21 protein-coding genes and 1 other annotated feature are annotated in these 24,806 nt (G+C 30.3%); of the genes, 2 read left to right on the plus strand and 19 right to left on the minus strand.

Annotation, left to right across the window (positions count from 1 at the left end; all coding sequences use genetic code 11):
- The 5 genes from AACQ14_RS14410 to metG form a co-directional block, all read right to left on the minus strand.
- Positions 1 to 1,061: ABC transporter substrate-binding protein (locus AACQ14_RS14410; protein WP_339364283.1), on the minus strand; the 1,061-nt coding region annotated here is incomplete at its 3' end.
- 48 nt (positions 1,062 to 1,109) lie between these two features.
- A complete protein-coding gene (locus AACQ14_RS14415; RefSeq protein WP_339364284.1) occupies positions 1,110 to 2,399 on the minus strand; it encodes an L-cysteine desulfidase family protein in 1,290 nt (429 codons plus the stop codon).
- 293 nt (positions 2,400 to 2,692) lie between these two features.
- On the minus strand, positions 2,693 to 3,817 hold the full coding sequence (locus tag AACQ14_RS14420) for a response regulator transcription factor (RefSeq protein WP_339364285.1): 1,125 nt from the start codon (positions 3,815 to 3,817) through the stop codon (positions 2,693 to 2,695).
- Positions 3,807 to 5,525, minus strand: coding sequence for a sensor histidine kinase (locus AACQ14_RS14425; protein WP_339364286.1), 1,719 nt, complete (start codon positions 5,523 to 5,525; stop codon positions 3,807 to 3,809). Before AACQ14_RS14425 ends, AACQ14_RS14420 begins: the two co-directional genes overlap by 11 nt.
- Positions 5,526 to 5,946: 421 nt before the next feature.
- Positions 5,947 to 7,575, minus strand: a complete 1,629-nt coding sequence (gene metG / locus AACQ14_RS14430) for a methionine--tRNA ligase (protein WP_339364287.1) — start codon at positions 7,573 to 7,575, stop codon at positions 5,947 to 5,949.
- A 113-nt stretch (positions 7,576 to 7,688) separates the two neighbouring features.
- Positions 7,689 to 7,951, minus strand: a binding site (T-box leader).
- 199 nt (positions 7,952 to 8,150) lie between these two features.
- Between metG and AACQ14_RS14435 the strand changes: the two genes are divergently transcribed.
- Positions 8,151 to 8,426, plus strand: coding sequence for a DUF503 domain-containing protein (locus AACQ14_RS14435; RefSeq protein ID WP_113675150.1), 276 nt, complete (start codon positions 8,151 to 8,153; stop codon positions 8,424 to 8,426).
- A gap of 24 nt (positions 8,427 to 8,450) precedes the next feature.
- Here the strand turns inward: AACQ14_RS14435 and AACQ14_RS14440 are convergent, their stop codons facing one another.
- From AACQ14_RS14440 to ptsP, 12 genes are all read right to left on the minus strand, one after another.
- On the minus strand, positions 8,451 to 9,248 hold the full coding sequence (locus AACQ14_RS14440; protein WP_339364288.1) for an HAD-IIA family hydrolase: 798 nt from the start codon (positions 9,246 to 9,248) through the stop codon (positions 8,451 to 8,453).
- Positions 9,249 to 9,326: 78 nt separating this feature from the next.
- Complete coding sequence (locus tag AACQ14_RS14445; protein ID WP_339364289.1) at positions 9,327 to 11,501, minus strand: beta-galactosidase; 2,175 nt, start codon at positions 11,499 to 11,501, stop codon at positions 9,327 to 9,329.
- A 12-nt stretch (positions 11,502 to 11,513) separates the two neighbouring features.
- A complete protein-coding gene (locus AACQ14_RS14450) occupies positions 11,514 to 12,851 on the minus strand; it encodes an L-fucose/L-arabinose isomerase family protein (RefSeq protein ID WP_339364290.1) in 1,338 nt (445 codons plus the stop codon).
- A gap of 2 nt (positions 12,852 to 12,853) precedes the next feature.
- On the minus strand, positions 12,854 to 13,705 hold the full coding sequence (locus AACQ14_RS14455; protein WP_339364291.1) for a class II fructose-bisphosphate aldolase: 852 nt from the start codon (positions 13,703 to 13,705) through the stop codon (positions 12,854 to 12,856).
- Positions 13,706 to 13,717: 12 nt separating this feature from the next.
- Positions 13,718 to 14,716: a dihydroxyacetone kinase subunit DhaK gene (locus AACQ14_RS14460; RefSeq protein WP_339364292.1), complete on the minus strand. Its 999-nt coding sequence runs from the start codon at positions 14,714 to 14,716 to the stop codon at positions 13,718 to 13,720.
- Positions 14,717 to 14,732: 16 nt separating this feature from the next.
- Positions 14,733 to 15,365, minus strand: a complete 633-nt coding sequence (gene dhaL / locus AACQ14_RS14465; protein WP_339364293.1) for a dihydroxyacetone kinase subunit DhaL — start codon at positions 15,363 to 15,365, stop codon at positions 14,733 to 14,735.
- Positions 15,366 to 15,377: 12 nt separating this feature from the next.
- Positions 15,378 to 16,223: a sugar phosphate isomerase/epimerase family protein gene (locus tag AACQ14_RS14470; RefSeq protein ID WP_339364295.1), complete on the minus strand. Its 846-nt coding sequence runs from the start codon at positions 16,221 to 16,223 to the stop codon at positions 15,378 to 15,380.
- 181 nt (positions 16,224 to 16,404) lie between these two features.
- Entirely contained in the window at positions 16,405 to 17,712 is a 1,308-nt protein-coding gene (locus tag AACQ14_RS14475) for a PTS ascorbate transporter subunit IIC (protein WP_339364296.1), read from the minus strand.
- Positions 17,713 to 17,863: 151 nt separating this feature from the next.
- The gene (locus AACQ14_RS14480) at positions 17,864 to 18,151 is read right to left on the minus strand and encodes a PTS sugar transporter subunit IIB (RefSeq protein ID WP_339364297.1); all 288 of its coding nucleotides are present in this window, start codon (positions 18,149 to 18,151) and stop codon (positions 17,864 to 17,866) included.
- A 42-nt stretch (positions 18,152 to 18,193) separates the two neighbouring features.
- A complete protein-coding gene (locus tag AACQ14_RS14485) occupies positions 18,194 to 20,224 on the minus strand; it encodes a BglG family transcription antiterminator (RefSeq protein WP_339364298.1) in 2,031 nt (676 codons plus the stop codon).
- 40 nt (positions 20,225 to 20,264) lie between these two features.
- Entirely contained in the window at positions 20,265 to 20,534 is a 270-nt protein-coding gene (locus AACQ14_RS14490) for an HPr family phosphocarrier protein (protein ID WP_339364299.1), read from the minus strand.
- Positions 20,527 to 22,272 (minus strand): phosphoenolpyruvate--protein phosphotransferase, encoded by a 1,746-nt coding sequence (ptsP, locus tag AACQ14_RS14495; RefSeq protein ID WP_339364300.1) that lies wholly within the window; start codon positions 22,270 to 22,272, stop codon positions 20,527 to 20,529. The genes AACQ14_RS14490 and ptsP overlap by 8 nt, the downstream gene beginning before the upstream one ends.
- 391 nt (positions 22,273 to 22,663) lie before the next feature.
- Here ptsP and trhA point away from each other — a divergent pair, with 391 nt between their 5' ends.
- Complete coding sequence (gene trhA / locus AACQ14_RS14500; protein WP_339364301.1) at positions 22,664 to 23,320, plus strand: PAQR family membrane homeostasis protein TrhA; 657 nt, start codon at positions 22,664 to 22,666, stop codon at positions 23,318 to 23,320.
- 21 nt (positions 23,321 to 23,341) lie between these two features.
- Here trhA and AACQ14_RS14505 read toward each other — a convergent pair whose 3' ends face one another.
- Positions 23,342 to 23,941 carry a thermonuclease family protein gene (locus AACQ14_RS14505; RefSeq protein WP_339364302.1) on the minus strand — a complete coding sequence of 200 codons (600 nt, stop codon included), beginning with the start codon at positions 23,939 to 23,941 and terminating at the stop codon, positions 23,342 to 23,344.
- Between the two features lie 95 nt (positions 23,942 to 24,036).
- The gene (locus tag AACQ14_RS14510) at positions 24,037 to 24,798 is read right to left on the minus strand and encodes an SDR family NAD(P)-dependent oxidoreductase (RefSeq protein ID WP_339364303.1); all 762 of its coding nucleotides are present in this window, start codon (positions 24,796 to 24,798) and stop codon (positions 24,037 to 24,039) included.
- Between the last annotated feature and the right edge of the window lie 8 nt (positions 24,799 to 24,806).

Here is a 24,806-nt window from a genome sequence, read left to right on the forward strand (position 1 = left end):
CTAAAACCTTTTAATGTTTGTAACTGATCACAAACATTATCACGTGTAATTTCATCACAATTTTTCATTGCTTCCGCTAACATATAAACTGCATCATAAGCACAAGCTGAGTGAACATTTAATGTATAGCCTACTTTTTTCTCAAATTTTTCCTTAAATTCAGAACCCTTTTTATCATCATCTGTTGCAAAGAAAGGGGTTGAAGTTAAAAATCCTTCTACATTTTCTCCACCTAAATCAATAATTTGTTCTGAAGCACCTGGTCCTAATGCTGTAACTTTTACATCCCATCCCATCTGCTTAATTTGATTAGATATAATTGCACATTCATTATAGAATGTTACTAAACATATTGTGTCTGGGTTAGCTTGCTGAACCTTTGTAAGCACTCCTGTAAAATCCTTTTCACCATCAACATGATTTTCTTCAGCAACAATATTTATACCTTCTTTTGCTGCTTGTTCAGTAAGATATTGTCTTGCAGCCACACCCCAATCATTATTAAGATAAATTATCCCAACATTTTTAGCACCAAGATATTTACCTAACAAATATTTTGCAACAAATGGACCTTCCGCATCCTGACGTCCCATTATGCCAAACATATATTTATTCATCCCAGCATAATTTGGATTTGAAGCTGTAGGTGATAATTGGAGTAATCCTGCTTCTTCATATATAGGAGCAGTTGCCATAGAGCATGTACTTGAGAAATCACCAACAACCGCCATTATTTCTTTATCATCAGAGAATTGACGAGCAATTGCTGTTGCTTCTTTTGCATCTCCTTTTGAATCCATAATACTAAGTTCTAATTTTTTACCATTAACTCCTCCTGCTGCATTAATTTCTTCAACAGCCATTGTTGTTGCAACTTTAAACCCAATTCCATATTCAGCATAATTTCCTGTAATGGGAGCTGCAACACCTATTTTAATCGTTTCTTTTTCTGTAGCTGTAGAATTGTCGTTAGTTTTGTTATCTGATTCTGATCCACATCCTGCTAAAAACATAGATACCAAAGAAACACACATAATCATAACTAATAATTTTCTTTTCATAATAAAATACCCCTTTGCTTTTTATTTTTTTAAATACCTAAATCACATTTATATAGACATTTCCTTTTCAAACATAATGTCAGTTATTGATTGATTGACAATCATATATATATCTTTTGATATTTTCTCTAAATTCTCCAATGATTTTTCTAAACTTTTTCCAATAACTCCATCTGTAGGCTGAATAGCAATATCTTTCATAGCAAGATATGCTGATTGTTCAGCAGCTTGTAATGCAGTTGCAACTTTTAAAGCACAGCCTGTTTTAGCACCATCACATAACATTCCTGTAATATTCCCTAACATATTCTTAATTGTATATTCTACCTGTTGTTTGTTTCCTCCCAAAAGATAAACCATTCCAGCACTTGCTCCCATCGCTGCAGTAGTTGCTCCACAAATTACAGACACTCTTCCTACATACCTTTTAATATATATTGATACTAGATTACTCAAAGCTACGGCACGTATCTGTGTCTCTTTATTAACTCCCAGATATTTTGCTGCCGCAACAACACTCATTGTAGCTGTTATCCCCTGATTTCCACTTCCAGAATTACTCATTACTGATGTGGGAGACCCAGACATACGAGCATCTGCTCCTGCTGAAGCATAACAAATTGCCATATTTGCCATATTCTTTTCTTTGATACCTTTTTCCATATTTTCCATTAGTGTTTTGCCTACTTGTAACCCAACTTCATTTTCTAACCCTACTCTTGCAATTTCACTATTTAATTCAATGGTTTTCTTTACATGTACCAAATCGGTCTCTACATCTGCTGTCTTAATAAACTCCCAAATATCATTTAAATCATACTTATTCTCAATATGTTCTTCATTATCTTGCTCTACTGACTTCATTTTATCTATTATTATTTCACCGTTTTTTTCAACATAAACCAAGTTATTATAATCATCTTTAACTATGGCTTTTGCTGTACCAGAATCCGTTTCAACTTCCACTTCAACATATAAAATAGCATTATTATCCGTTTGTTTTACATTAATCATTCCAGCATTAATAATCTTTTCTGCATTATCTACATCTTTACTTTCTAGATTTTCAAGTACTTGTAATTGTTTCTCTGGATCCCCACATACAACACCTAAAGCAGCAGCCATTGCAATTCCACATTTTGTTGTCCCTGGAATAATAACAGATGTTGCATTTTTTAATACTGCTAAAGATAAACTAACAGTTATCCTTTTTAATTCCTTTCCTCCAGCATATTTATTTGCAATTGCCGATACATATGATATTGATACGGGATCGGTACAACCTAATGCAACGACCATCTCCTGTTGCATCAGTTTTACAAATTTTGTTTTCTGCATCTCATTCCTCCATTCAATATTAATCTGTCTTGCAATATATATTTTATCAAGTTTTATATACAATACACAATAGATAGAAGTTTGATAGTGTGGACATTATTTATTTTAAACTACTTTTTTTCGTATTTCTCTTCTCTTTTTAAAATTATCACCTGTTTTATCCCTTTATCAGCTAAATGATTGGTCATTTTGCCCATTCATTTTTCATCTTTGATAAGAAAGATTTCAAGATAAATAACATTTTATATTACAAAAAAAAGAGCATGTAGCTCTTCTTCAATCAATATACTCCCCTATCCATTATTTTTCATTTCATCAATACATTTAACAACTTTCTTTTGATATCCAGTAGGCGTATAACCAGTATAAGTTCTAAATATTCTTGAAAAATACCTAACATCATCATATCCCACTTTATTTGATACATCATATACTTTTAAAGAAGTATCCTCAAGTAGTTTTTTTGCCTTTTTAACTCTCAATTCATTTAGATATTTAATAAAATTAATACCTACTTGTTCTTTAAATTTTGTAGACATATAACTAGGAGAAGTGTTATAATGATTTGCAATCAAATTGAGAGATATATTGTTATCAGTATATCTTTTATTAACATATTTTAATACTGATCGTATCAATGGTGAAACATTATTATTTTCCATTCTATTAAGTGCTGAATCAGCTGTCTTCAATGTTTCTATTACATATTTTTTCATATCATCAACATTCTTTAATCGTGCGATATAGGTTATAGGATCTTTCTCTAGCAGTTTTTTTGATTCAACTTTACCAAGCACAAGTTCTGACGTATTTAACGCAACCTCAATACAATATCTTGCAATAAAATTTCTTGATACTTTATCATCAATCAACTTTTGAAAAGCAACCATAAACATTTTTATTGCATCTTCTATTTCAGCTACTTCTATTTTAGACATGATTTGTTGCTGATTATTGACTACATTATTTCTACTAGTATTTGAAAATAGCACCCACTCATCCTTATCCAATATTGGAAAAAACACATTCTGATCATTTTGATTTATTTTTTCCATTACCCCGCTAAGTGCTTTATCCAACTGCTCAAAATTCAAAGGCTTTAAAATATAATCCTGTACAATATCTGTCCGTAATGCGGTCTGGGCAAATTTAAAATCATCATAACCACTAATTAAAACTACCAAAGGTTTTTCCTTTAAATCAGATAAACAAGAGATAAGTTCAATTCCATCTAATTCTGGCATATAAATATCTGTAATAACTAAATCAACATTACCATTATTAACAATATCAAGTGCCATATTACCACTCTCAGCAGTTCCAATAACATTCATATTATACTTTTCCCAATCTACATATTTCTGCAATCCTTCTCTTACAATTTTCTCATCATCCACAATCAACACATTAATCTTCATCAGTATGCTCATCCCTTTGTAATAGATTAGTCGATATTATTATTTTGGCAACTGTCCTTCCGTTCTCAATATAAATATTTACTCTACTTTTTTTTCCATATTTTTTTATTAATCTATCATTAACATTCCTTAATCCATAATGTTTGGATTTTTCATCTGCTTTTAAATTTAATATTTTTTTAATTCTTTCTAAATCGACTTTATTTCCATCATTAATAACTCTTATTACTAAATCACCATCTTTTTTTTCACCAATAATATCTATACGCATATAATCAGTGTTACTTCTTTTTATTAATCCATATTTTATAGCATTCTCAACAAGTGGTTGAATAATAAGTTTTATAATTTTATAATCCAAAACATCTTCATCAAATTTGATTGATACAGTAAATTTATTCTCATATCTAATCTCCTGTATTGCTAAATAATTACGAATCTGTTCTAATTCATTTCTAACTAAAATATGATTATCTCCTCCATTTAATGAATGTCGCATCATATTCGCAAGACTCATTACCATACACCTTATGTCTTCTGCTTTATAAGGCATCGCCATCCAAGCAATGGAATCCAGTGTATTATATAAAAAATGAGGATTGATCTGTTGCTGCAACGCACAAAGTTCGGCTTCCTTTTCCTTTATTTTAGCAAGATATACTTCTTGAATAAGAGTATCTATTCTTCTAATCATATAATTAAATTGTCTGTATAATTGCTTTGTTTCCTCTGGATAGCGTTTTCCAATAATAAGCATTTGAAACTTATTCTTTTCTACATTATGCATTTCATCAGATAATTTTTTTATAGGATTTGTTATCCAATAAGAAAAATATATTGACACTATCGTTAAAAAAAACACAGTAACAATTCCAACAATAAAAAAAGTATATAAAATATCCTTACCTTTTTCCATAACTTTATTTTTAGGCAATACCCCTATCATCTTCCAGCCCATCCCATTTATTAACTTGTTAATAATCACATTTCCATCTTTAATCCACCACCCATTTTCCTTATATAATAAATCTTCTTTTTCCAAATAATAATAATCCCCATAAGGAATAACAATATTACCCAAGTCATCAACAAGATATGGCATCTGATTATTTGCAAGTTTTGTATCATAAAACAACGAAAATAAAACATCTGTGTTAATATATACAGCCACAATAGCTGTCTGCTGCCAATACTCTATACTCCTCATAACCATCGACAATCTTATAAATGATTTCTTTTCATATTCAGCTTTTTCAATTAAAACAGCACCATTTTTTTTAATTGTTGACTCCATCCATAATAAGAATTCTGCTTTCATATACTCATTTTCTTCATTGTTATATCTATACACATCTCGTCCATCATAAGGTATTATCTCTATATATGTTCCATTCTTTTGTAATTTACTTTTATAATTAGAACTATTTTCTATATACTTTTCTAAATCTCGAATATCTCTATACCCAGTAACAAATTTATTACATTCTTCCTGAATTACACTATCTATGGCAATATCTAGCAGAGTATCCTTATTCTCTTTCACAAGTTGAAATAATAAATCGGCCCCATTATTTAATATTAATTCATTTGAATAAATATACTGTTCTTTAACTGTATTCTGTAGAACATCAAAAACAACTGTACCAGTAACTAATAATGCCATAACTATAATTAATATATAAGTAGTTAGCAGTCTTATAAGTAACAATTTTGTTCACTCCCTATTGAAAATTCAACATTCTTCACTCACAAAAGAACATAATATTTCTTTATAACTGACAATAATAGTTCAAAAATACTTTAATATTTTTTATAATTGAATAAAATAATAAAACCCTAATATCAGTTTTGGAACAAAATACAACTAAAAGGATATGCATAAATATTTATTAACTCAATTATACCAAACAAATGAATTAATATACAATTCTTTTTAATAAATAGGTTATTGTTAATTTATTGAAATAAAAGGATGAAAAATCAGTTTGGGATATAACAAGAATTATATCATTCATTTTATCACATTTTTCGACACTTTTGTATCTATTTTTTTAATTTTCATTATCCAGCCTTTAGCTACAAGCTTTTCTTAACTATAAAATTCAGTTAAAATACATATTTATTAACTATTAAAGATCATTAATATTTAATTTGCTCATTTCTTCATCAATTAATTTTTTATCAATTCTTTCAAATAATTTATAAAAAGTATCTACATTTTTTCCACTCTTAACCCTCTTTAATTGCCATTTATCACTAACACCCAGCCATTTTATAACCTTATTAGATGAAAAAGGGATGAATGGTTCTAATAATACTGCTGTATTAGCTATAATCTGTACACAATTGTATATTGTTTTTTTACAATCTTTTACATCTGTAATTCTAGTTTCCCAAGGTTTTTTTGTATCAAAATATTTATTAGCTTTTCTAAGCAGATTAAAAATTTCTTCTAGTCCAGCTCGTAGATTCCCTATTTCAATACTTTTTCCCACAAATTCATATAGATTATTTAATGATTCTTCTATATTTTCTTCCATACATCCATTGGGTATTTTATTATTGAAATATTTTTCTATAAAAACAATTGTACGATTAATGAAATTACCATAAGTACCTAATAATTCTCCATTATGACGATTAATCAACTCCCTGAAGGAAAAATCTGTATCTCTTTTTTCTGGACCATTTGCTATAAGAAAATATCTTATTGTATCTGGATCATAACGATTAATTATATCTTTTATCCAAACAGCATAATCTTTACTAGTTGATATTTTCTTATGTTCCAGCGTCAAGTACTCACTTGAGATAATTCTATCTGGAAGATGATAATTTTCTCCATTGGCTAGTAACAATGATGGAAGTATTATAGTATGAAATGGTATGTTATCTTTTCCATGCACATAATAATGTAGAGCATCTTCGTTTTTCCAATAGTCATTAAAATCTTGATTTTTTCTTGTGGCTACGGTACTGGAAGATAAATAACCAAGTACATTCTCAGCCCATATATATATTTTTTTGTCGCTATAACTTTCTTTTGGAACTTCAATCCCCCACTTCAAATCACGTGTTAAAGCTTTATCTCTAAGACCTTCATCTAAATAACGATTAGTAAAATCTATAGCATTTTTTCTCCAATATCTGGACTCATCCACTAGCTTCCTTAAGTCTGCTTCATAATCTGATAATCTGAGATATAGATGTGTGGATTCTTTAAAACCTATTTTTTGACCACATAATGCACATCTACCGTCAATCAATAATTCTGGTTCAAGTACTCTTCCACAAGCATCACATTGGTCACCTCGGGTAATTTCTCCACATTCAGGACACTTACCTTCAACAAATCTATCTGGTAGATATTCTTTACAATCAGCACAATATGCTTGTTGTACTTTCTTTTCAATAACACTTTTACTTTTATATAATTTTCTATGAAAATCTTTGACGAAATTATTATGTTCATTACTTATTGTTTTACCATAATAATCATATGAGAATCCTAAGGCATTAAAGCAATCCACAAATTCTTTATGATAAAATTCAGCTATTTCCAGTGGTAATTTACCTTCTTTTTTTGCTTTAATAGTAATTGGAGTCCCATAACAATCACTTCCTGAAACATAACATACATCATCACCTTTTTGTCTATAATATCTTGCAATGACGTCACCTGATATAAGTGAAGCCACATGTCCTATGTGTAACGAACCATTTGCATAAACCCAAGCACCACTAATTATTACATTCATTTTATTACCTCTTTCTATTTTCATATTATTAACTATCAACCATGTACATAATATTCAATTATTAAATTTGTCAGAGTAAATAAATAAAGCACTCACCTCCCGGAAATATTATTTCCGGGGACGAGTGCTTAAAATGCATCATCGTGGTACCACCCCAGTTTATCTGTATTTCACAATACAGATCTCATCAAGTACGCCTAGGGAATGACCTAAGTTATACTCTATCGCTATAACGGGCGATCCCGTCGCAGCCTAAACCAATGCATCGGTGCGCAACTCCAAGACCATGTTCAATAAGTTCATAAATCCCCACTCTCACCTATATGGGTTCTCTGTAAAATAATCCATTACCTACTCTTCTTTTCTAAGTCTTTCAGGGTATTAAGTTATAATCTATTATATTATTATTTTAATAAATGTCAATAATTATTATATTTTATTGTAAAGTATATGTTAAATTAATATATATTTGTTATTTTATATTTACAAACTAATTAATTATATGATAATATAAATTTGCTATTATAATAATTACTATAATTAATCATACTACTAAAAATAAAAGGGTGATGTCAATGAATGTAAAAACTGTAACAATAACTATATTAATACTAGATTCTAATTCGTTAAAGGATAAGCGTAGCGTTATAAAAAGTATTATCCATAAAACTCATAACAAATTCAATGTTAGTATTGCCGAAGTTAAAGATAATGATATCCTCAACCAAGGTGTACTAGGTTTATCAATCGTTAGCAGTAATACTCAAACTACTGAGCAGATTTTCTATAGTATTATTGATTTTATTGAAGACGATTATCCTGTTGAAATTGTTGAAATCTCTGATTACTAATATTTTAGCTAATATTATACATATTTATTTTATTAAATCTTCACCTATTTCCTTAAGTGATGGATAAACAAAATCAGCATTTATATCTGATTTTTCATAATCAGTTTTACTTGTTTCTCCAGATAAAACTACTACAGTAGCAATATCAGCATTAATACCTGTTTTGATATCAGTATATAACCTATCCCCAACCATAGCAATTTCTTGCCTGTTGTAACCATATTTATCGCAAATAACATTAATAATATCAGCATTTGGTTTTCCAATTACATGAGGTCTTATACCCGTTGAAGCAGCAATAAAATCTATCATTGCACCTGCATCTGGCATGAATTTTCCTCCCTCAAGAGGGCAATTATAATCAGGATGTGTAGCAATATACGTTATTCCATCTCTAATATAATCACATGCTACCCATAATTTTTCATATGTAAGGGTAGTATCAAACCCTAACACAACATAATCTGGAGATTCATTTCTTCCATTAACCAACTGAAAACCTGAATTAGTGAATTCTTCCTCTAGAAGAGGTGTACCGAGTAAAAATACCTTTGCTCCCGGTTTATCATTCTTTAAATATATTGTTGTAGCTTCTCCAGAAGTAAACACTTTGTCAGGTTCTACGTCGCAACCTAATCTCTTTAATTTTTCTACATATGCCATTCTATTCTTGGATGAATTATTAGTTAAAAAAAGGAAGTCTTTATCCTGCTTCTCAAGAATTTTCAAGAAATCCATGGAACCATCAATTAATTCATCACCTAAATAAAAAGTACCATCCATATCTAATAAGAAACATTTTATTTTATGTAAGTCTCTCATCTACAGTCACCATCCTTTTAACTGAATTAAAAACGTTTCATATGTCAAGTTCATGACAAAGGAAACGTCCCCATGTCTTTAAGTTAGTCTTATTATTTTAACTTGGTCTTTTATTATTTTTATTTCAAGTAATATACAATCTTCATCCTTTTGTATATCAATAGTTTCTTCTGTCATTATGTCAATGGCTTTATAGTATTGTCTATTTGTTTTCATAGAAATTCTAACATATTTTTCCCCATTTATAAAGAATCCTGAATGTTTTTTATTGACATAGTTAGTTATAATCAGATATTCTTCTTTTTCATTACCCAAATAGTGTACATCAATTTCTTTAACACTTCTATTTGTGTAATCTACACTAATCTTAGGACTTAACCCTTTTGTTAATAGAATATCATCTATAATATCCCATAATAGATATGATTTTTCTTCTAAATAAGCCACATCTGGATGAGTAGCAAAATATACTGCTTGACCTTTTCCGTAATTATTAATTGTTACTGCGGGTTTATCATCATTGAATCTTGCCAGTATGCCAACATTCTTATCATTTATTTGTAAAACTTCCTTGTGCCAATATCCAGTATAGGTTTTCATATCATAGGAAACATTAGGATTGCTCCCTGCTTCTACTTCTGTTGCTTCAACTCCAAATACATCACTTAAGCCAAAGCAAGGTATTTTATGATTATACCATCCATACTGACCTAACATTCCACATCTAGCGGTTGCTATTAGTGTCCCGCCTTGATAAACATACTTATCCAGTCCCTTAGCTAATTCATCATCTACAACAGACATGAAAGGCATATATAATACAGGATACTTATTGACATAGCCGTCTTTTACCAAATCTTCATTTACAAATTCTACATTGTACCCTTTTTCCCAGAAGGTTGTATATGCTCCTCTTAAAGCTTTTATCAAGAAATCTTCTTGTCCCATACCATTTAGAACAATGGCATTTTCTTTAGAGATTAATATTCCGATTTCACCTTTATTGTTATTGGCTTTTACAAAAGATTTTCCATATTCATTAAGTACAGTACCTATCTTTTTGGCAGCTACTGTTCTTTCAGTTATTCCACCATCCAAATCAACGATAGCTCCCCAATGCAGAGGTTGGAAATCCCATTCACGCCATCCTTGATATAATGTCAATTTCGCATCATGTCCTACTGCTTCAAATACATTTCTTATTAGATCAAAGCCTTTTACATTTCTACTTGGACCTAATACCCAGCCATTAATAGGACCGCTTTCAGTCTCTAGCAACCAGTAATTTTTACCTAATGGTTTTGAAGTACTTTTTGCCATATCCAAAAACATAGATGAAAATTCAGGTTTCTTCTCTAGTTTATTACCACTGCCAGGGTATAAGTCATATCCAATCATATCTACAACTTTTGCCATTTCAAACTGGTCAAGAGCTGTTAAGACACCAAGAGGGTCTTGAGATTTCAAGAAGAAAATATTTGTAGTTGTCAAATGCTTGGTATCATATTTTTTTATGATATCATTCTGCCAACTAATGAATTTTACGAAATTATCCATCCAGAACAAACGAAAATCTAACCATCTAGTAACACTTGACCAACTAGTCGGTTTGGTTCTTGGAGGTTCAACTTGTTCCCATGAAGTATGGCAAGTATTGGTTGCACCCCATCTATATGCATAATTCAAATTATCCAAGGTTTCATATTTATTTTCAATCCATTTCCTAAAATTCTTCTTAGTATGGTTGCAATAGCAATATATATCTATATCCCCCTCTTTTAACGGCATAAAAGGGAAACTTACTTCATTATGAATCTGATAAGCATATAATGCTTCATGGTCTTTATATCTATCAATCAAAACAGTTAAATATCTTTCTACTTCACTTATATATCCAGGATTATCTATACATGCCCAAGTATATGAAACATTATTAGGATATTGTTCTCCATGATTATTAAGTATATTTACATCTGGATATAATTCATGTAACCAATAGGGTGGTGATGCAGTTCCAGTACCTAGCAGAATCTTTATATCATACTTGAGGCATAGGTCGAAAAATTCATCTAAGAACTCAAAATTGAATTTATCCTTCTCAGGTTCTATTCTATCCCATGTATTAAAAAGTTCAGCAGTTCTTATCATATTGATACCAGACTCTTTCATTAACTTAAGATCTCTGTCCCAATCTTCTTTATCATGCATTAATGGATAATACCCAGCTGCATAAATAAAGTCATCTCTATCCATATTAATGCCCTCCTAACAATCTATTACTTCTATTTCCATCCATTTACAAGTTTCTATTAATATATCTTTTATTTCACTATATACTATAGCATAATGATGTTCGATTCCATTAGCCATTATTGTATCAAGTACTTTGTTTATTGGTGAATCAAATCTGATATCTGCCTGATTTGCTACTAACACTCTATCTTCTTCTATGCCTTCACCTGTAGCAATGAACATCTTATATCCACCTTTAGCTTCTTTTAATTTTATCATTGTAAGTCTTCCCAGCTTCATCTTGAACTGAACTGCAAATCCCATACCTTGTTTGATAGTTGGATGTTCTGAGTACTCAGTAGTCTCTTTATCTCTTGCTAAAGATAATGGAGCAGGTCCGCAATGCCAAGCTTTTGCAACACCTTCCTCATTTATATTAACTAGATCAGCAAAGAAACAAGGCTCTTTTGTAATGAGATTCTGAATATACATTGTTGCAAGTCCTGTGATATCACCCTCACAGGATGTAGCTACTCCTATATTATTAAGTCTTGAAACAACACCACAAACACTACAGCCCATTAATTCTTGAAACTCAGGCCAACACTTAATAGTGAAACCATCAATATTATTTTTTTCTTTGTAATCTAGTATTGCCAGATATATTCTTGCTGATTTTTCCAACATTTCATTAGTTGTAGTAACTTTGGTAGCTTCTCCTACCATTACTTCTATTTCTTTTTCAACTCGTTCAGTTGAGATGTTTTTAACATCCTGAATTAATGCTGCTAGAGAATAATATACGATTTCAGGACCTATCTCATGACGAAATCTTACTTCATCAACATTGGATAGATAAAATCCTGGTACTCTTCCTCCAATAATACAGAACTTGCTTTCTTTCATCTTCATTTTTATTTCAATTGCCCTTATTGTATTTATTACCTTGTCATAAGTAGCCTCATCATCTACTTTTCCATATACATAACTATATTTCTTGTCGACTTTTTCCAAAAAACTGCCATACATATTAAGCCCACATAAAGAATTAAGTGGAAGACCATAAAACCCCTCTATAACAGGCTCTGGGAATCCCCACATCAATAGTGGTGTATGTTCAAACAATTCAACTATCTTCATCATGCAGCTGCCATATGAATATGTACCGCATTGTAAAATCAACAAATCAATATTTTTTTGTTTTAGATTAGATAATTCTAAGTAGATATCTTGTTCATCAATAAGTGTTTTACCGCAACATAAGATTTCATAATTGCTGTTATCCAGTTTTTCTAGAGATTTCTGTAAATATTCATTAGCAATATCATATCTAAAATTAGGGAATCCTACTGAAATTAAACCAATTCTCATATCTATTCCTCCTCAATATTTTTGCAAATACGGAGTTTCTTCTCAATTTCTAGCATCATATATTCTCTTGCTTGTTCTTGAGCGTGCATCATATATATGTTTTTATTACCTGTATATGCATCTACAAAACCTTTAACAAAAGCTCTATCTACTTCTGTGAAGAAATTAACTTTTCTTATTCCTTTTGAAATAGCCTTCTTTATATCAGTATCAGGTATTCCTGTACCGCCATGAAGAACCAAAGGTATACCGGCTTTTTCATATATTGCACTTAATCTATTAAAATCCAGTTTTGGTTTGGATTTATATTGTCCATGAGCATTTCCTATAGCTACAGCCAGACAATCCACACCAGTCTTGTTTACAAATATTTCTACTTTGCCAGGGTCAGTCATATAACCTTCTTCCGTACTTTCAGAAGCCTCTGCACCACCTACTTTTCCTAATTCAGCTTCTACTGTGACATTTTTTCCCTTAGCATAGTTAACAACTTTCAATGTGTTTCCTATATTAGTATCAAAATCCACTATAGAACCATCGTACATTACCGAGGTAAAACCAGCATCTATGGCTTTATAACAATCTTCAACATCAACAGCATGATCCACATGTATGGAACCCTTTATATCATAATCTCTTCCAAAAAGTTTTATCATCTCTACTATCTGAGCATAAGTTATTTTCTGAGCTTGAATTTGCATTGGTGATATCTGTAAGATAATAGATGATTCCATTTTCTGTGCTGTTTCTAATAACCCAGTTATTGTTTCCATATTACTAACGTTTATCGCTGCAACAGCTGAGTTATTAGCCTTAGCTTCCAATAAAAGCTCTTTCATAGGTAATAACTGCATATGAATCCTCCTTTATATATGAAAACCAGGGGCATCAGTTGTTTTTGACCACTGTTTCTTCATTTCTTCATCAAGATTACAGAATGCTAAAGCAATTCCACCCATTTCTTGAGTAGTAATATAATTTCCAATAGCGGGTTTATAAGTTTTAATTCCAGCTTCTGATAATATTTTTTCTACTTCATTATAGAATATCAATAATTCCATATAAGTAGTTTGTCCGCATCCATTTACTAATACAGCTACTTCGTCACCTTTTTCATATGGTTTATCTTCTATCAATTTCTTACACATGACCTTTGCAATCTCTTCTGCTGTACCAATCTTCATAGTATGTGCTGCTGCTTCTCCATGAACACCCATACCTATTTCGATTTCATCATCTGCTATCTCAAACATCTTATATCCAGTAATAGGTGAAGTACCTGGTACTGTCGCTACTGTTAATGTTCTAGTATTATCTCTAACCATCTCTGCCATTTTTACTACTTCTTCCAGGTCATGACCATCTGCAGCATATGAGCTGGTAATTTTATAGTTGAAAAGAGTTCCTGCTGTACCTCTTCTTTCAATCTCTTCACCTTTTGGTGCAGAAGCTATGTCATCATATAATATTACACCTTTGCATAATATATCATCATCCTGTGCCATATCTATTGCCATTTTTGAATTGATGACATCACCAGCATGATTAGATATCAAGACACATACGCCCTTACCATTCTCAGATGCTTCTATCGCATCATATAATGTATCTGGACTTGGAGCAGCAAATACTCCTCCATATGCATTAGCTGTTAACATGTTTTCTCCTACAAAACCTATACAGGCTGGCTCGTGGCCTGAACCATTACCAATTATTACACTTACTTTATCTTTTTCCATATTTTTTCTTATTACCACATTACTATTAGGTAATTTTTCAATCTTATCTTCATATGCTTTTACAAAACCCTCGATTGTATCACTGACAATATTATCTGGGTTATTTATGATCTTTTTAACTATCATGACATTCTCCTCCTTATTACATATCTTTCAAATATTCATAGATTGTTTTAATAAGATAACTAAAAGAAGTAGCTCCTGCATCTTGATGTCCAATAGCTTTTTCTTGTAGATATCTTGAACGACCTCTTCTAGCAATTAATGGAATAGTGCTATTAACACCCTCTTCAGCCGCTTTTACAGCTAATTCAAATCCATCTGCTAAGTCTTTTCCCTCTTCATTAGATTTCATTAGTGCTTCTACTGTAGGATGTATGGAATCTACCATGGTCTTATCTCCTACCTTAGCACCACCTAGCTCCATTACCTTTAATAATCCGTTGTTAAATCCTTCTGAGAATTCATTTAAGGATACTTCCTCTTTACCTTTACAAGCTTTTGAGATTTCCAGAAAAATGCTTCCATAAAGAGGTCCCATAGCACCACCAAGGGTTGATACTAAAGTTCTGCCAAATGTTTTGAAATAATCTCTGCAGGTTCCATTTTCTAATTCAGATACCTTTATTTTAGCGGCTTTTGCACCTCTAGCCATAGTAACACCATGGTCACCATCACCAATTACAGCATCCAGTTTGGATAACTCATCTTGCTTGTCAATATACATGTCTGCTATCTTTATCAATAATTCTTGAATTTCTTTTGCACTTAACATATTGTTCCTCCTTTAAGCTCTTTTAAATAGTTCTTTCATAAATTTTATTCCTTTTTCTGCAACTGCAATACCGCTTTCATCTATATCTCGCCATATGAAAACGTCATTGCCTACTCCGCAATTAGGCATAACAAAATTTTCTAATGTAATCCATCTATCATATTCAACTATTTCCAATCCTTCTTTTACTTGCTGCCAATTTATCTGTCCTGTACCTGGTGCCCCTCTATCATTTTCGCAGAAATGGATATGATATATTTTTTTACCACCTTTTATTAGGGCATACTTGATTGATTTCTCTTCAATGTTGGCATGAAAAGTATCAAAATGAAGTTTAACATTCTCATTACCTATTTTATCTATGAAAGCTAACCCATCTTCAACTGAATTAATTACATATGTTTCATATCTATTAATCATCTCAAGGGCAAGTACAATACCTTTTTCCTTTGCATATTCTCCTATTTTTGACAAATTTTCTATACTTCTTTTAATATTGTCTTTTCCTGCTTCTCTACTCATACAAGTACCCCAAGGTGCATATAAAACTCCTCCGAGGCAGTCTGTTTCCAGCTCATTGCATATATCTAAACATTTTTTCAAATGATTGATTCCGTTTTTATTAATAATACTATCTTCTGCTGAAATATCTCTCTGAGGATTCATACCAGTTCCACATGTACATTCTAAAGAATACTCTTTTAACAATTTTTTAGCTTTATCTACCTTAAAACTGTCTGGATCCATAAGTGGAAATTCTACTCCATCATAGCCATATTCTTTTACTTTTCTTATGTATCTAAAAATATCTTCATCCCATTCATTAGTAAAAGTAGATAAATGTATACCAAATTTCATGTTTTCACCAACTTTTCAAATTATTTGATATATACTTCGAACTTAATAATCTATACACTTATTTCAATAAGTTCAATATATTTGATATTTTAAAAATGATACACATGATAGTACATCAACCAATATATTACCATGTGTATCAAAACACTGTTACGTTATGATAAACTTATATACAAATTAATTAAAATATTTTACCTATCAATGAACCTATAGCTGACCATAATGAGAAGTCATTACCACCGAATAATTGGTTGAAACCTGCTACTGTATTAAATAATGCAGGAATTGAAACTGCTACTAATAATACCATCAAGACACCACTTACAATACTGGCGATAACTGCTCCTCTACGACCGCCTGTTGCATTTGCAAAGATAGCACCTGGAGCTACGTCAAAGAAACAAGCTACTGTTAACGGTATAACAGCATAAGCTAACAATCCAGTTGAAGCCATAATAACTATTGTTAATATACTTGTTACCATACTTACTATAAACCCAATCAATAATGCATTTGGTGCAAATGGGAATACCATTGGAATATCAAGTGCTGGTATAGAGTTTGGAATAAGTTTGTCAGAGATACCTTTGAACGCAGGAATTATTTCACCAAGCATTAATCTTACACCTGTTAAAAGAATTGTTAAACCTGCTCCAAATGTTAAACCTGCCATTAAACTAAATGTGAATAAATCGTATTGCATACCACCAATTGTATTAAGAGTACCAACTGCTCCACCGAATATTTCAACTCTAGCAACTGGACCGATAATTAATCCAACTACAATATAAGTTGCGAATACTATAAGTGATGTAGCGATTGTTGTATCTCTAAAGAATTCAAAAGCTTTAGGTATTTTTAGATCTTCAGTTGATTTTTCTTTATTTCCAACTAATTTACCAATACCTGCTCCAAGTAGGCAGAAGATAGAAGCACTATGTCCGATAGTGAAATCATCAGAACCTGTAACTTTTTTTACAAAAGGTCTTAGTAATGCTGGAACTACAATTATATATAAAGCTAAGAATAAAGTTGCGAATATTGTGAGTGCTGTACCAGTTAATCCTGCTTCAACCCCAACAGCTACAAAGATATATGACATCCAGAAGAATATATGACCTGTCAAGAAAATATTTTTTATAGGAGAAATTCTAGCTACTAATAAGTTAATTATAAAAGCAAGTACTATCACTAAACCTATTGTTGAACCATACTCACCTAAGAAATTAAGCCAACCTTGTGGATCAAACTGATTGCTTGCAGGTAGATCATATAATGTGGAAAATGCTCCTGAAAGTGGAGAAACAGCATCCCCAATAATGTTAACCCCTTTGAATAAAATAATTACTCCAATAATAGTTTTAAATGTTCCTTTTATTACTTCACCAAAACTTTTCCTTTGAAGTAATAAACCAATTAATGCTACTACACCTAAAAACAAAGATGGTTGCTTGAAAATGTTTGAAGTTAAATAATTAATAACTGACATATTATGTAACTCCTCCTTTTATTATTATTTTATTTTAGAGATATATTGCTTACTTGGTAATTACCCTGTTTAATCCTCTAACACAACATCGTATTTGGACTATACTTAAACATTGTGTTAAAGAATTAAACTATGGGTTTATAAAACCTGATTACATGAGTCCTTTGATTACTGGCATTCCTTTTTCTTCAATTTCCTTATTATTCATAAAATTATCAATTTGAATAAGTGGTACTTTTGATTTTCCTTGAAGTTGTGAATATAACTCTTTAGAAGTAAAAATTACATCTGCATTGATTCCTGTGGCAGTAGTAATATCAGCATTAGTTACTTCTGCGTCAATTCCATTTTGCTTAAGAACCTTTTCAATGTTCATTTTAAGAATTAAACTTGTACCAACTCCAAAACCACAAACTGCTAAAACTTTGATTTTTGCCATTAATTTCACCCCCTTGCCTAGTATAACTTAATTTATAGTATGTTATACTGTTTCTTCATCAAGTAATTTATCTAGTATTGTTTGTTTATCATTGATATTTTTCAAAAATTCTATATTCTCTTCCACAGATAAAAATCTAGCTAAATCTTGTAATGCAACCATGTGCTCATTACTATTAGGTGCTGCAAAAGCAAACACAATACTTACTGGATCATTTTGTTCACTTCCAAAATTAACTGGTTCTTTTAGAGTTATCATACTCATACATGTAGATTTTACATTCTCATCTGGTCTAGCATGTGCAAATGCTACACCTGGCATTATTACAATGTATGGCCCCAAATCTTTTACTGCTTGAATCATGTTATCAATATAGGCTTGTTTTACATTTCCTTGTCTAACAAGTGGTTCTCCAGCTTTCATAATAGCTTCTTCCCAATTCTCCACACTTACTCCTAATTCAATCACTTCTTCATTCAATACATCTTTTAACATGACGATCTTACCTCCTAATACCCTGTCATTTATACTATACTTATAGATTTGTTTGAATTTATTCAATCTTATAATGAAATTTCTTATATTATATATTTCATCGTTTTCTAAGAAAGGACTTACTTTGATTACATCAACATTACTTAATTTGAATTCATTAGTTGTGATTACAACATCGATTTCATCCTTATATTTCTCATAATCATAGATTGAACATGTTTCTATGATATTAAGTTCTGGTAATACTTTTTTAAGCTTCGTAGTGAGCATACTAAGTATTGATACTCCCTCTGTACATATTACAAGAGCTGAGGCGGAATATCCTCTGTTGGATAACCTTTCATAAGCTGACCTTATATGAATGGTTATATAACCAATCTCTTCATCATTAATTTTTATCTCATAAGTTTTTTCTAGATAACTAACACTCTCTTTTGTAATTTGAAAAACCAAAGGATATTTTTCTTTTATTGAATCAATGTATTTATTAACAATCTGCTTATTATTCCTAATTCTATTTAATGCAGATTTTAAATGAAGAGCTAAACCATTAAGTAATTGAGTATCAGTATGAAAATCTACTTTGAGTTCTTTTTCAAAATATTTAATGATATGCTGTGTACAATTAATTATTTCTTTATTGAATACTTGTGTGAATTTCATACTTTTCAAATGATTTATAGTATTATAAGATTTTGATTCTATTATATAAGCTGCTATTTCATCTATTTCTTCTTCATTAAATACAACATCATATTTTGTTAGTTTATCAGCTACTATATTTGCTATCTTATATTCTTTCAATTCTCTAATTTGTTTTCTTTGTTTTTTGATTATGTGTTTATTTTTAATACGATTAATTGATATTGTAAGGTAAAAAACTAATCTAGTAAGTGCTATATCTGTTAAGTAAAAACTATGAGTTTCCTCTATCTCCTTCAATATATCAAATATTTGTTCTACTTCTGTAATGCTCAATATTTTATAATTGTTTTCCCATAAATTAATTAATTCTTTATAATTGGATTTGTTTTTTACTGTTAGTATGATATTATTAATACTTAGTGTCTCTGAGAATAATTCTAATAAAAGACTTCTTTTGTCAACTTCATTACCAATTATTCTTATTCCTTTTCCATAAACTTTTTCAGTTTGTAATTTATTGTCTTTTAGATATCTCTTAACATCTTTCAATATTTTAATAACAGTATTCTTACTTAGATATAAACGGTTACTTATATCTTCTATGGTAAGCTCTTTTTCTGACATCAACAATTCCAGAACAATATATCTTACTCTTTCTCTTTCAGATAAAACTCTATTTTCTATGGATAAGAATTTAAGTTTTTCCAACAAGAGTGTTTTATCAGTTATTACTTTTAACTCAATGCCTTTGTTAGGTATTTTTACTAATGTTGCTTTGTTTTCATTTAACCAGTCATCAATTAGTTCTAAATCATACCTTATAGTTCTAATACTAACATCAAATTTTGCTGCGATTGTTTTAACAGAAACATATTTATTTTTATTAATTAAATATGTAATAATTTCAATTTGACGTTTATTTAAGTAATACATAGCTAATACCTCGTATCCTTTGTTAGTTAAAAGTTACTTTTTATTCCTCTTCACCAAACTTGTTCTCAACTATTTCTTTTAGTTTATCTACTGCAGCCTTTTCATCTTCACCTTCAGCTTCAATAGTAATCATTGTACCTTTGGTTGCTCCAAGAGTTAATAGACCTAAAATACTTTTACCATCTACTTTTACACTATCTTTAGCAATTTTTATATCGCTCTTAAATTTTTGGGCTATTCTAATAAATGTGTCGGCTGGTCTAGCATGCAACCCTGCCTCATTTAATAATTCAACTGTTACACTAGTCATAATAATCCTCCATATCTCTTTTAAAATTTTTTATATTGGTAATTTTACTAATAAAATTCTGTATTTGTTTACCTTTTTTCATTTGCAGTATCTGTGGTAGTTCTTGTTTTATGTCGTTAACAGATAATTGACTTATTAGGTATCTTGCTTGTAATAAAAAACTTGCATTCATACTAAATTCATCTAATCCCATAGCTAAAAGTATAGGTATTAATTCTGAATTGGAAGCAGCTTCACCACACATACCAACCCATATTCCTTCTTTATGAGCATTTTTTATTATTGTATCAATTAACCTTAAAACAGCTGGGTTAAATTCATCATATAAATTTGCTATTTTATCGTTACCTCTATCAACTGCTACCGTATATTGTATTAAGTCATTACTACCTATACTAAAAAAATTAACTTCTTTTGCAAAAACATCAGACATTATAGCTGCTGAAGGTATTTCAATCATCATTCCTATTTCAATATTTTCGTTAAATAGTATTTCATTATTTTTAAAATCCACTTTTATTTCTTCAAGTATTTTTTTAGCTTCTTGTATTTCATCTATATTAGATATCATAGGAAACATTATCTTAAGATTCCCATAACTACTTGCTCTTAATAATGCTCTTAGTTGTGTTCTAAAGATATCTTGTCTATCAAGACACATCCTTATAGCTCTATATCCAAGGAAAGGATTCATTTCTGCAGGTAAACCAAGATATGGAACTTCCTTGTCTCCGCCTATATCAATGGTACGTAATACAACAGGTTTATTATCCATCTTTTCCACAACTTCTTTATATGCTTGAAATTGCTCTTCCTCAGTTGGAAGTTTATCCCTTTCCATAAATAAGAATTCTGTTCTATACAATCCAATACCCTCTGCACCATTATTCAAAACACTTTTTATGTCGCTTGGCATACCAATATTGGCCACTAATTCAACATTGATTCCATCTTTTGAGACTGTTTTCTTATCTTTATACTTTTTATATACTAATAATTGTTTTTCATACTCACTTTTTTTCTTTTCATATTCTCTAATAACTTTATTATTTGGATTAACTATAACTTGACCAGAATTCCCATCAATTATTAAGAAATCCCCATCTTCTATTTTTTGTAGCAAATCATTTATTCCTGTAACAGCGGGTATTTCAAGAGTTCTTGCTAGAATAGCAGTATGAGAGGTTTTGCCTCCCAATTCAGTTATAAAACCAAGAACTTTATCCTTATTGAAACTCGCTGTATCTGAAGGTGTTAAATCCTTTGATACAACTATTACTTCTTCTGTCATGGAATTGAAATCACATTGTTCTATACCAAGAAGATTGTATATTACCCTCTCTGATACATCTTTTATGTCAGATGCTTTTTCTTTCATATATACATCATTCATATTATTGAAAATTGTAATAAAATCATTAGATACTTCTTTTATAGCTGACTCGGAATTAATTAAGCAATTTTTTATTTTATTAATGACTTGATCTGTGAAAGTGACATCTTCAAGTATTAATTCATGTGCATCAAATATCCTTGCTTCTTCTTCTCCTATTTCTGCTAAAGTTTTATCACGTACTTCTTTTATTTGCCTTTTGCTGCATTCAATGGCTTCATGAAATCTATCTATCTCTGCATTAATATCTTTAATGCTTTCTCTAATAATTTGTATATTATTTTCTTTTTTTATTTTTGCCTTACCTAATACTATTCCTGGTGATATACCAATGCCGCTTAACATTTAATCACCCTCCCGTTAATTTGAACAATTTTTATATTATAATAATAGAACCATTATAATAATTATACAAGTGCAAATGATTGCACCAATAGTTGCAAAAAAATTATATATAATATGCCAACCTTTTTTAACAATATTCTAGATATATTAACAATAATAATTATTTTTGTTATTTAATATGAAAAAATTACAAAAAACAGTCTTGAACTATACCAATACATATGTTATCATATATACATTATTAGATGTAGTTATTAATACTACATAACCCGACCAAGTTAACTATCTATTAAGACATACAACTATACACATTATATACTTTATTTTTGATATTACTTAATACTTATTATTAATATAATTACAATGTTTTATGATGAAAGGAAGATTTTTTATGAAGTTAAAAGTAAAAGACCCAATAAGCGCATTAACACATTTTATTGGAGCAGTTGTTTCTCTAATAGGTGTCATATTGTTAGTATGGAAATCTTGTCATGTTGCTACTATATGGCATACATTATCTTTTTCTCTATTTGGAGTGAGCCTTGTGTTATTGTACACAGCTAGTACTGTTTACCATATAATTGATAAGCCAAAGTCATTAAGTGTTATACTTAGAAGAATAGATCATATGATGATATTTGTTTTGATTGCCGGAACATATACACCTATTTGTCTAGTTCCTTTAAGAGATGGTTTTGGATTTACGTTACTTACTATTGTTTGGTGTACTGCAGTAGCTGGTGTTTTATTAAAAATATTTTGGATTAATTCACCAAGCTGGTTTTCAGCAGCTATATATATAATTATGGGATGGTCAGCAGTTCTTGCCATGGGACAAATAAAAGAAACATTACCTCCTAATGGATTCATGTGGTTACTGATAGGTGGAATAATATACACTATTGGAGGTATTATTTATGGACTTAGATGGCCTAATTTTAATTCAAAGAAATTCGGTTTTCACGAATTATTTCACCTTTTTGTGTTAGGTGGAAGTGTTTGTCATTTTATAATGATGTACAATTATATAATGGTAACAAATTTATAGCCAGCCCTAATTGGGCTAGCTTTATTTTTTTATTTTCCATAATCCAGTTTTATTATTTCTTGCTTTTTCTTCGATTTTTACAAAAGTTTTTGAGTATTTGACATCAGGTGGATATGTCATAACACTAGCATATCCTTCTTTTAATAGTATAGCATTGAACATTGTATCTTCAAGCTTACTTTTATCTGGTTCTTCTAACCATATGTATCGTAATAATCTACCATATTTATCAGTATCACTTACATCTTTTTCTAGATAAACTTGTTTTCCATCTAGTTTTTCTTTGGTAAACTTACTTGCTTCTTTTCCATAGGGTTGTGGATTTTTTGCATAACGTCCTACAGATTCAGGTGTATTGACTCCTATAAATCTGACTTTCTTCTCTACCCCATCAATTGTAATAACTACAGTATCTCCATCAACAACTCTGCTAACAACTCCTACCTCATAATTAGTATCTATGGTAATGCTGTAGAATAAGCTTTTAACAGTCTGGAATAAATCTTTTGCCATGTTGACGTTTTTGTCATTAACGTCTACTTGGAAAAAGAATAGGAAAGCTAGTGCAAGAACAGAAGCTACAATCCCCTTAAATTTAATTTTCTTTTTTTTCTTTCGCATATATTTTTATCACTTCCATAGTACAGTCAATATCATATATAATATTATACCAGAATAATCCATTAATGATACACTAATATATACAAGCAGTATAATTATTTAATGAATTTTAATATCAAGCTATGTGGTACAACTTTAGATAACATTTGTAAAGCCTTCATGCTCTTTCCTTGTATAGATATATAATTACCTTTTCTGGAATCATATAGGGCTTTACTTACAACTAAGTGGGCTGGTTCAAAGAAAAACTTTTTAAATGATTTAGGTTTCTCGTTATTCGATGCAACTCTAAAAAATTCTGTTTCAACGGGTCCTGGACATACTACAGTAACATATATGCCTCTACCTTTTAGCTCTCTTTCAAGTGCTCTGGAAAAACTGAGAACATAAGATTTAGTAGCAGCGTAAACCGCAAACTTTGGTTGGGGTAAAAAAGCCGCAGAAGAAGCTATTTGAATAATCCTTGAAGATTTTCTCATATACATTAATGTTACTTGTGTTATATAAGTAAGAGCTTTTATATTAACATCTATCATATTCATATTATCATTCAAATCAATTTTCTCAAAATTACCAATTTTACCAAGACCAGCATTATTAATTAGTAATCTAACATTAGGGTTTTCTTCTTGTAATATGTGACTATATCTCTCTAAGCACTCTGTTTTTGATAAATCCAAATCTAATATCTTGAATGTTTGTCTATGATATTTTTCTGCTAACTTTTCTAATCTTTCTTTTCTCCTTGCTATTATCCATATTTCATCGAATTTATAACCTTTAGACATACATATTTGTCTAACAAATTCTCTTCCAAACCCTGATGAAGCACCAGTTATAACAGCTATTTTTTTCATTTGATTTA

This window comes from Vallitalea maricola (assembly GCF_036985595.1).
Classification (GTDB): domain Bacteria; phylum Bacillota; class Clostridia; order Lachnospirales; family Vallitaleaceae; genus Vallitalea; species Vallitalea maricola.

Coding starts and splice junctions, on each gene's coding strand:
- AACQ14_RS14415 (WP_339364284.1), bottom strand. CDS start 2,399: ATGCAGAAAACAAAATTTGTAAAACTGATGCAACAGGAGATGGTCGTT.
- AACQ14_RS14420 (WP_339364285.1), bottom strand. CDS start 3,817: ATGAAGATTAATGTGTTGATTGTGGATGATGAGAAAATTGTAAGAGAA.
- metG (WP_339364287.1), bottom strand. CDS start 7,575: ATGAATGTAATAATTAGTGGTGCTTGGGTTTATGCAAATGGTTCGTTA.
- AACQ14_RS14435 (WP_113675150.1), top strand. CDS start 8,151: ATGAATGTAAAAACTGTAACAATAACTATATTAATACTAGATTCTAAT.
- AACQ14_RS14440 (WP_339364288.1), bottom strand. CDS start 9,248: ATGAGAGACTTACATAAAATAAAATGTTTCTTATTAGATATGGATGGT.
- AACQ14_RS14445 (WP_339364289.1), bottom strand. CDS start 11,501: ATGGATAGAGATGACTTTATTTATGCAGCTGGGTATTATCCATTAATG.
- AACQ14_RS14450 (WP_339364290.1), bottom strand. CDS start 12,851: ATGAGAATTGGTTTAATTTCAGTAGGATTCCCTAATTTTAGATATGAT.
- AACQ14_RS14455 (WP_339364291.1), bottom strand. CDS start 13,705: ATGCAGTTATTACCTATGAAAGAGCTTTTATTGGAAGCTAAGGCTAAT.
- AACQ14_RS14460 (WP_339364292.1), bottom strand. CDS start 14,716: ATGATAGTTAAAAAGATCATAAATAACCCAGATAATATTGTCAGTGAT.
- dhaL (WP_339364293.1), bottom strand. CDS start 15,365: ATGTTAAGTGCAAAAGAAATTCAAGAATTATTGATAAAGATAGCAGAC.
- AACQ14_RS14470 (WP_339364295.1), bottom strand. CDS start 16,223: ATGAAATTTGGTATACATTTATCTACTTTTACTAATGAATGGGATGAA.
- AACQ14_RS14475 (WP_339364296.1), bottom strand. CDS start 17,712: ATGTCAGTTATTAATTATTTAACTTCAAACATTTTCAAGCAACCATCT.
- AACQ14_RS14480 (WP_339364297.1), bottom strand. CDS start 18,151: ATGGCAAAAATCAAAGTTTTAGCAGTTTGTGGTTTTGGAGTTGGTACA.
- AACQ14_RS14485 (WP_339364298.1), bottom strand. CDS start 20,224: ATGTATTACTTAAATAAACGTCAAATTGAAATTATTACATATTTAATT.
- AACQ14_RS14490 (WP_339364299.1), bottom strand. CDS start 20,534: ATGACTAGTGTAACAGTTGAATTATTAAATGAGGCAGGGTTGCATGCT.
- ptsP (WP_339364300.1), bottom strand. CDS start 22,272: ATGTTAAGCGGCATTGGTATATCACCAGGAATAGTATTAGGTAAGGCA.
- trhA (WP_339364301.1), top strand. CDS start 22,664: ATGAAGTTAAAAGTAAAAGACCCAATAAGCGCATTAACACATTTTATT.
- AACQ14_RS14505 (WP_339364302.1), bottom strand. CDS start 23,941: ATGCGAAAGAAAAAAAAGAAAATTAAATTTAAGGGGATTGTAGCTTCT.
- AACQ14_RS14510 (WP_339364303.1), bottom strand. CDS start 24,798: ATGAAAAAAATAGCTGTTATAACTGGTGCTTCATCAGGGTTTGGAAGA.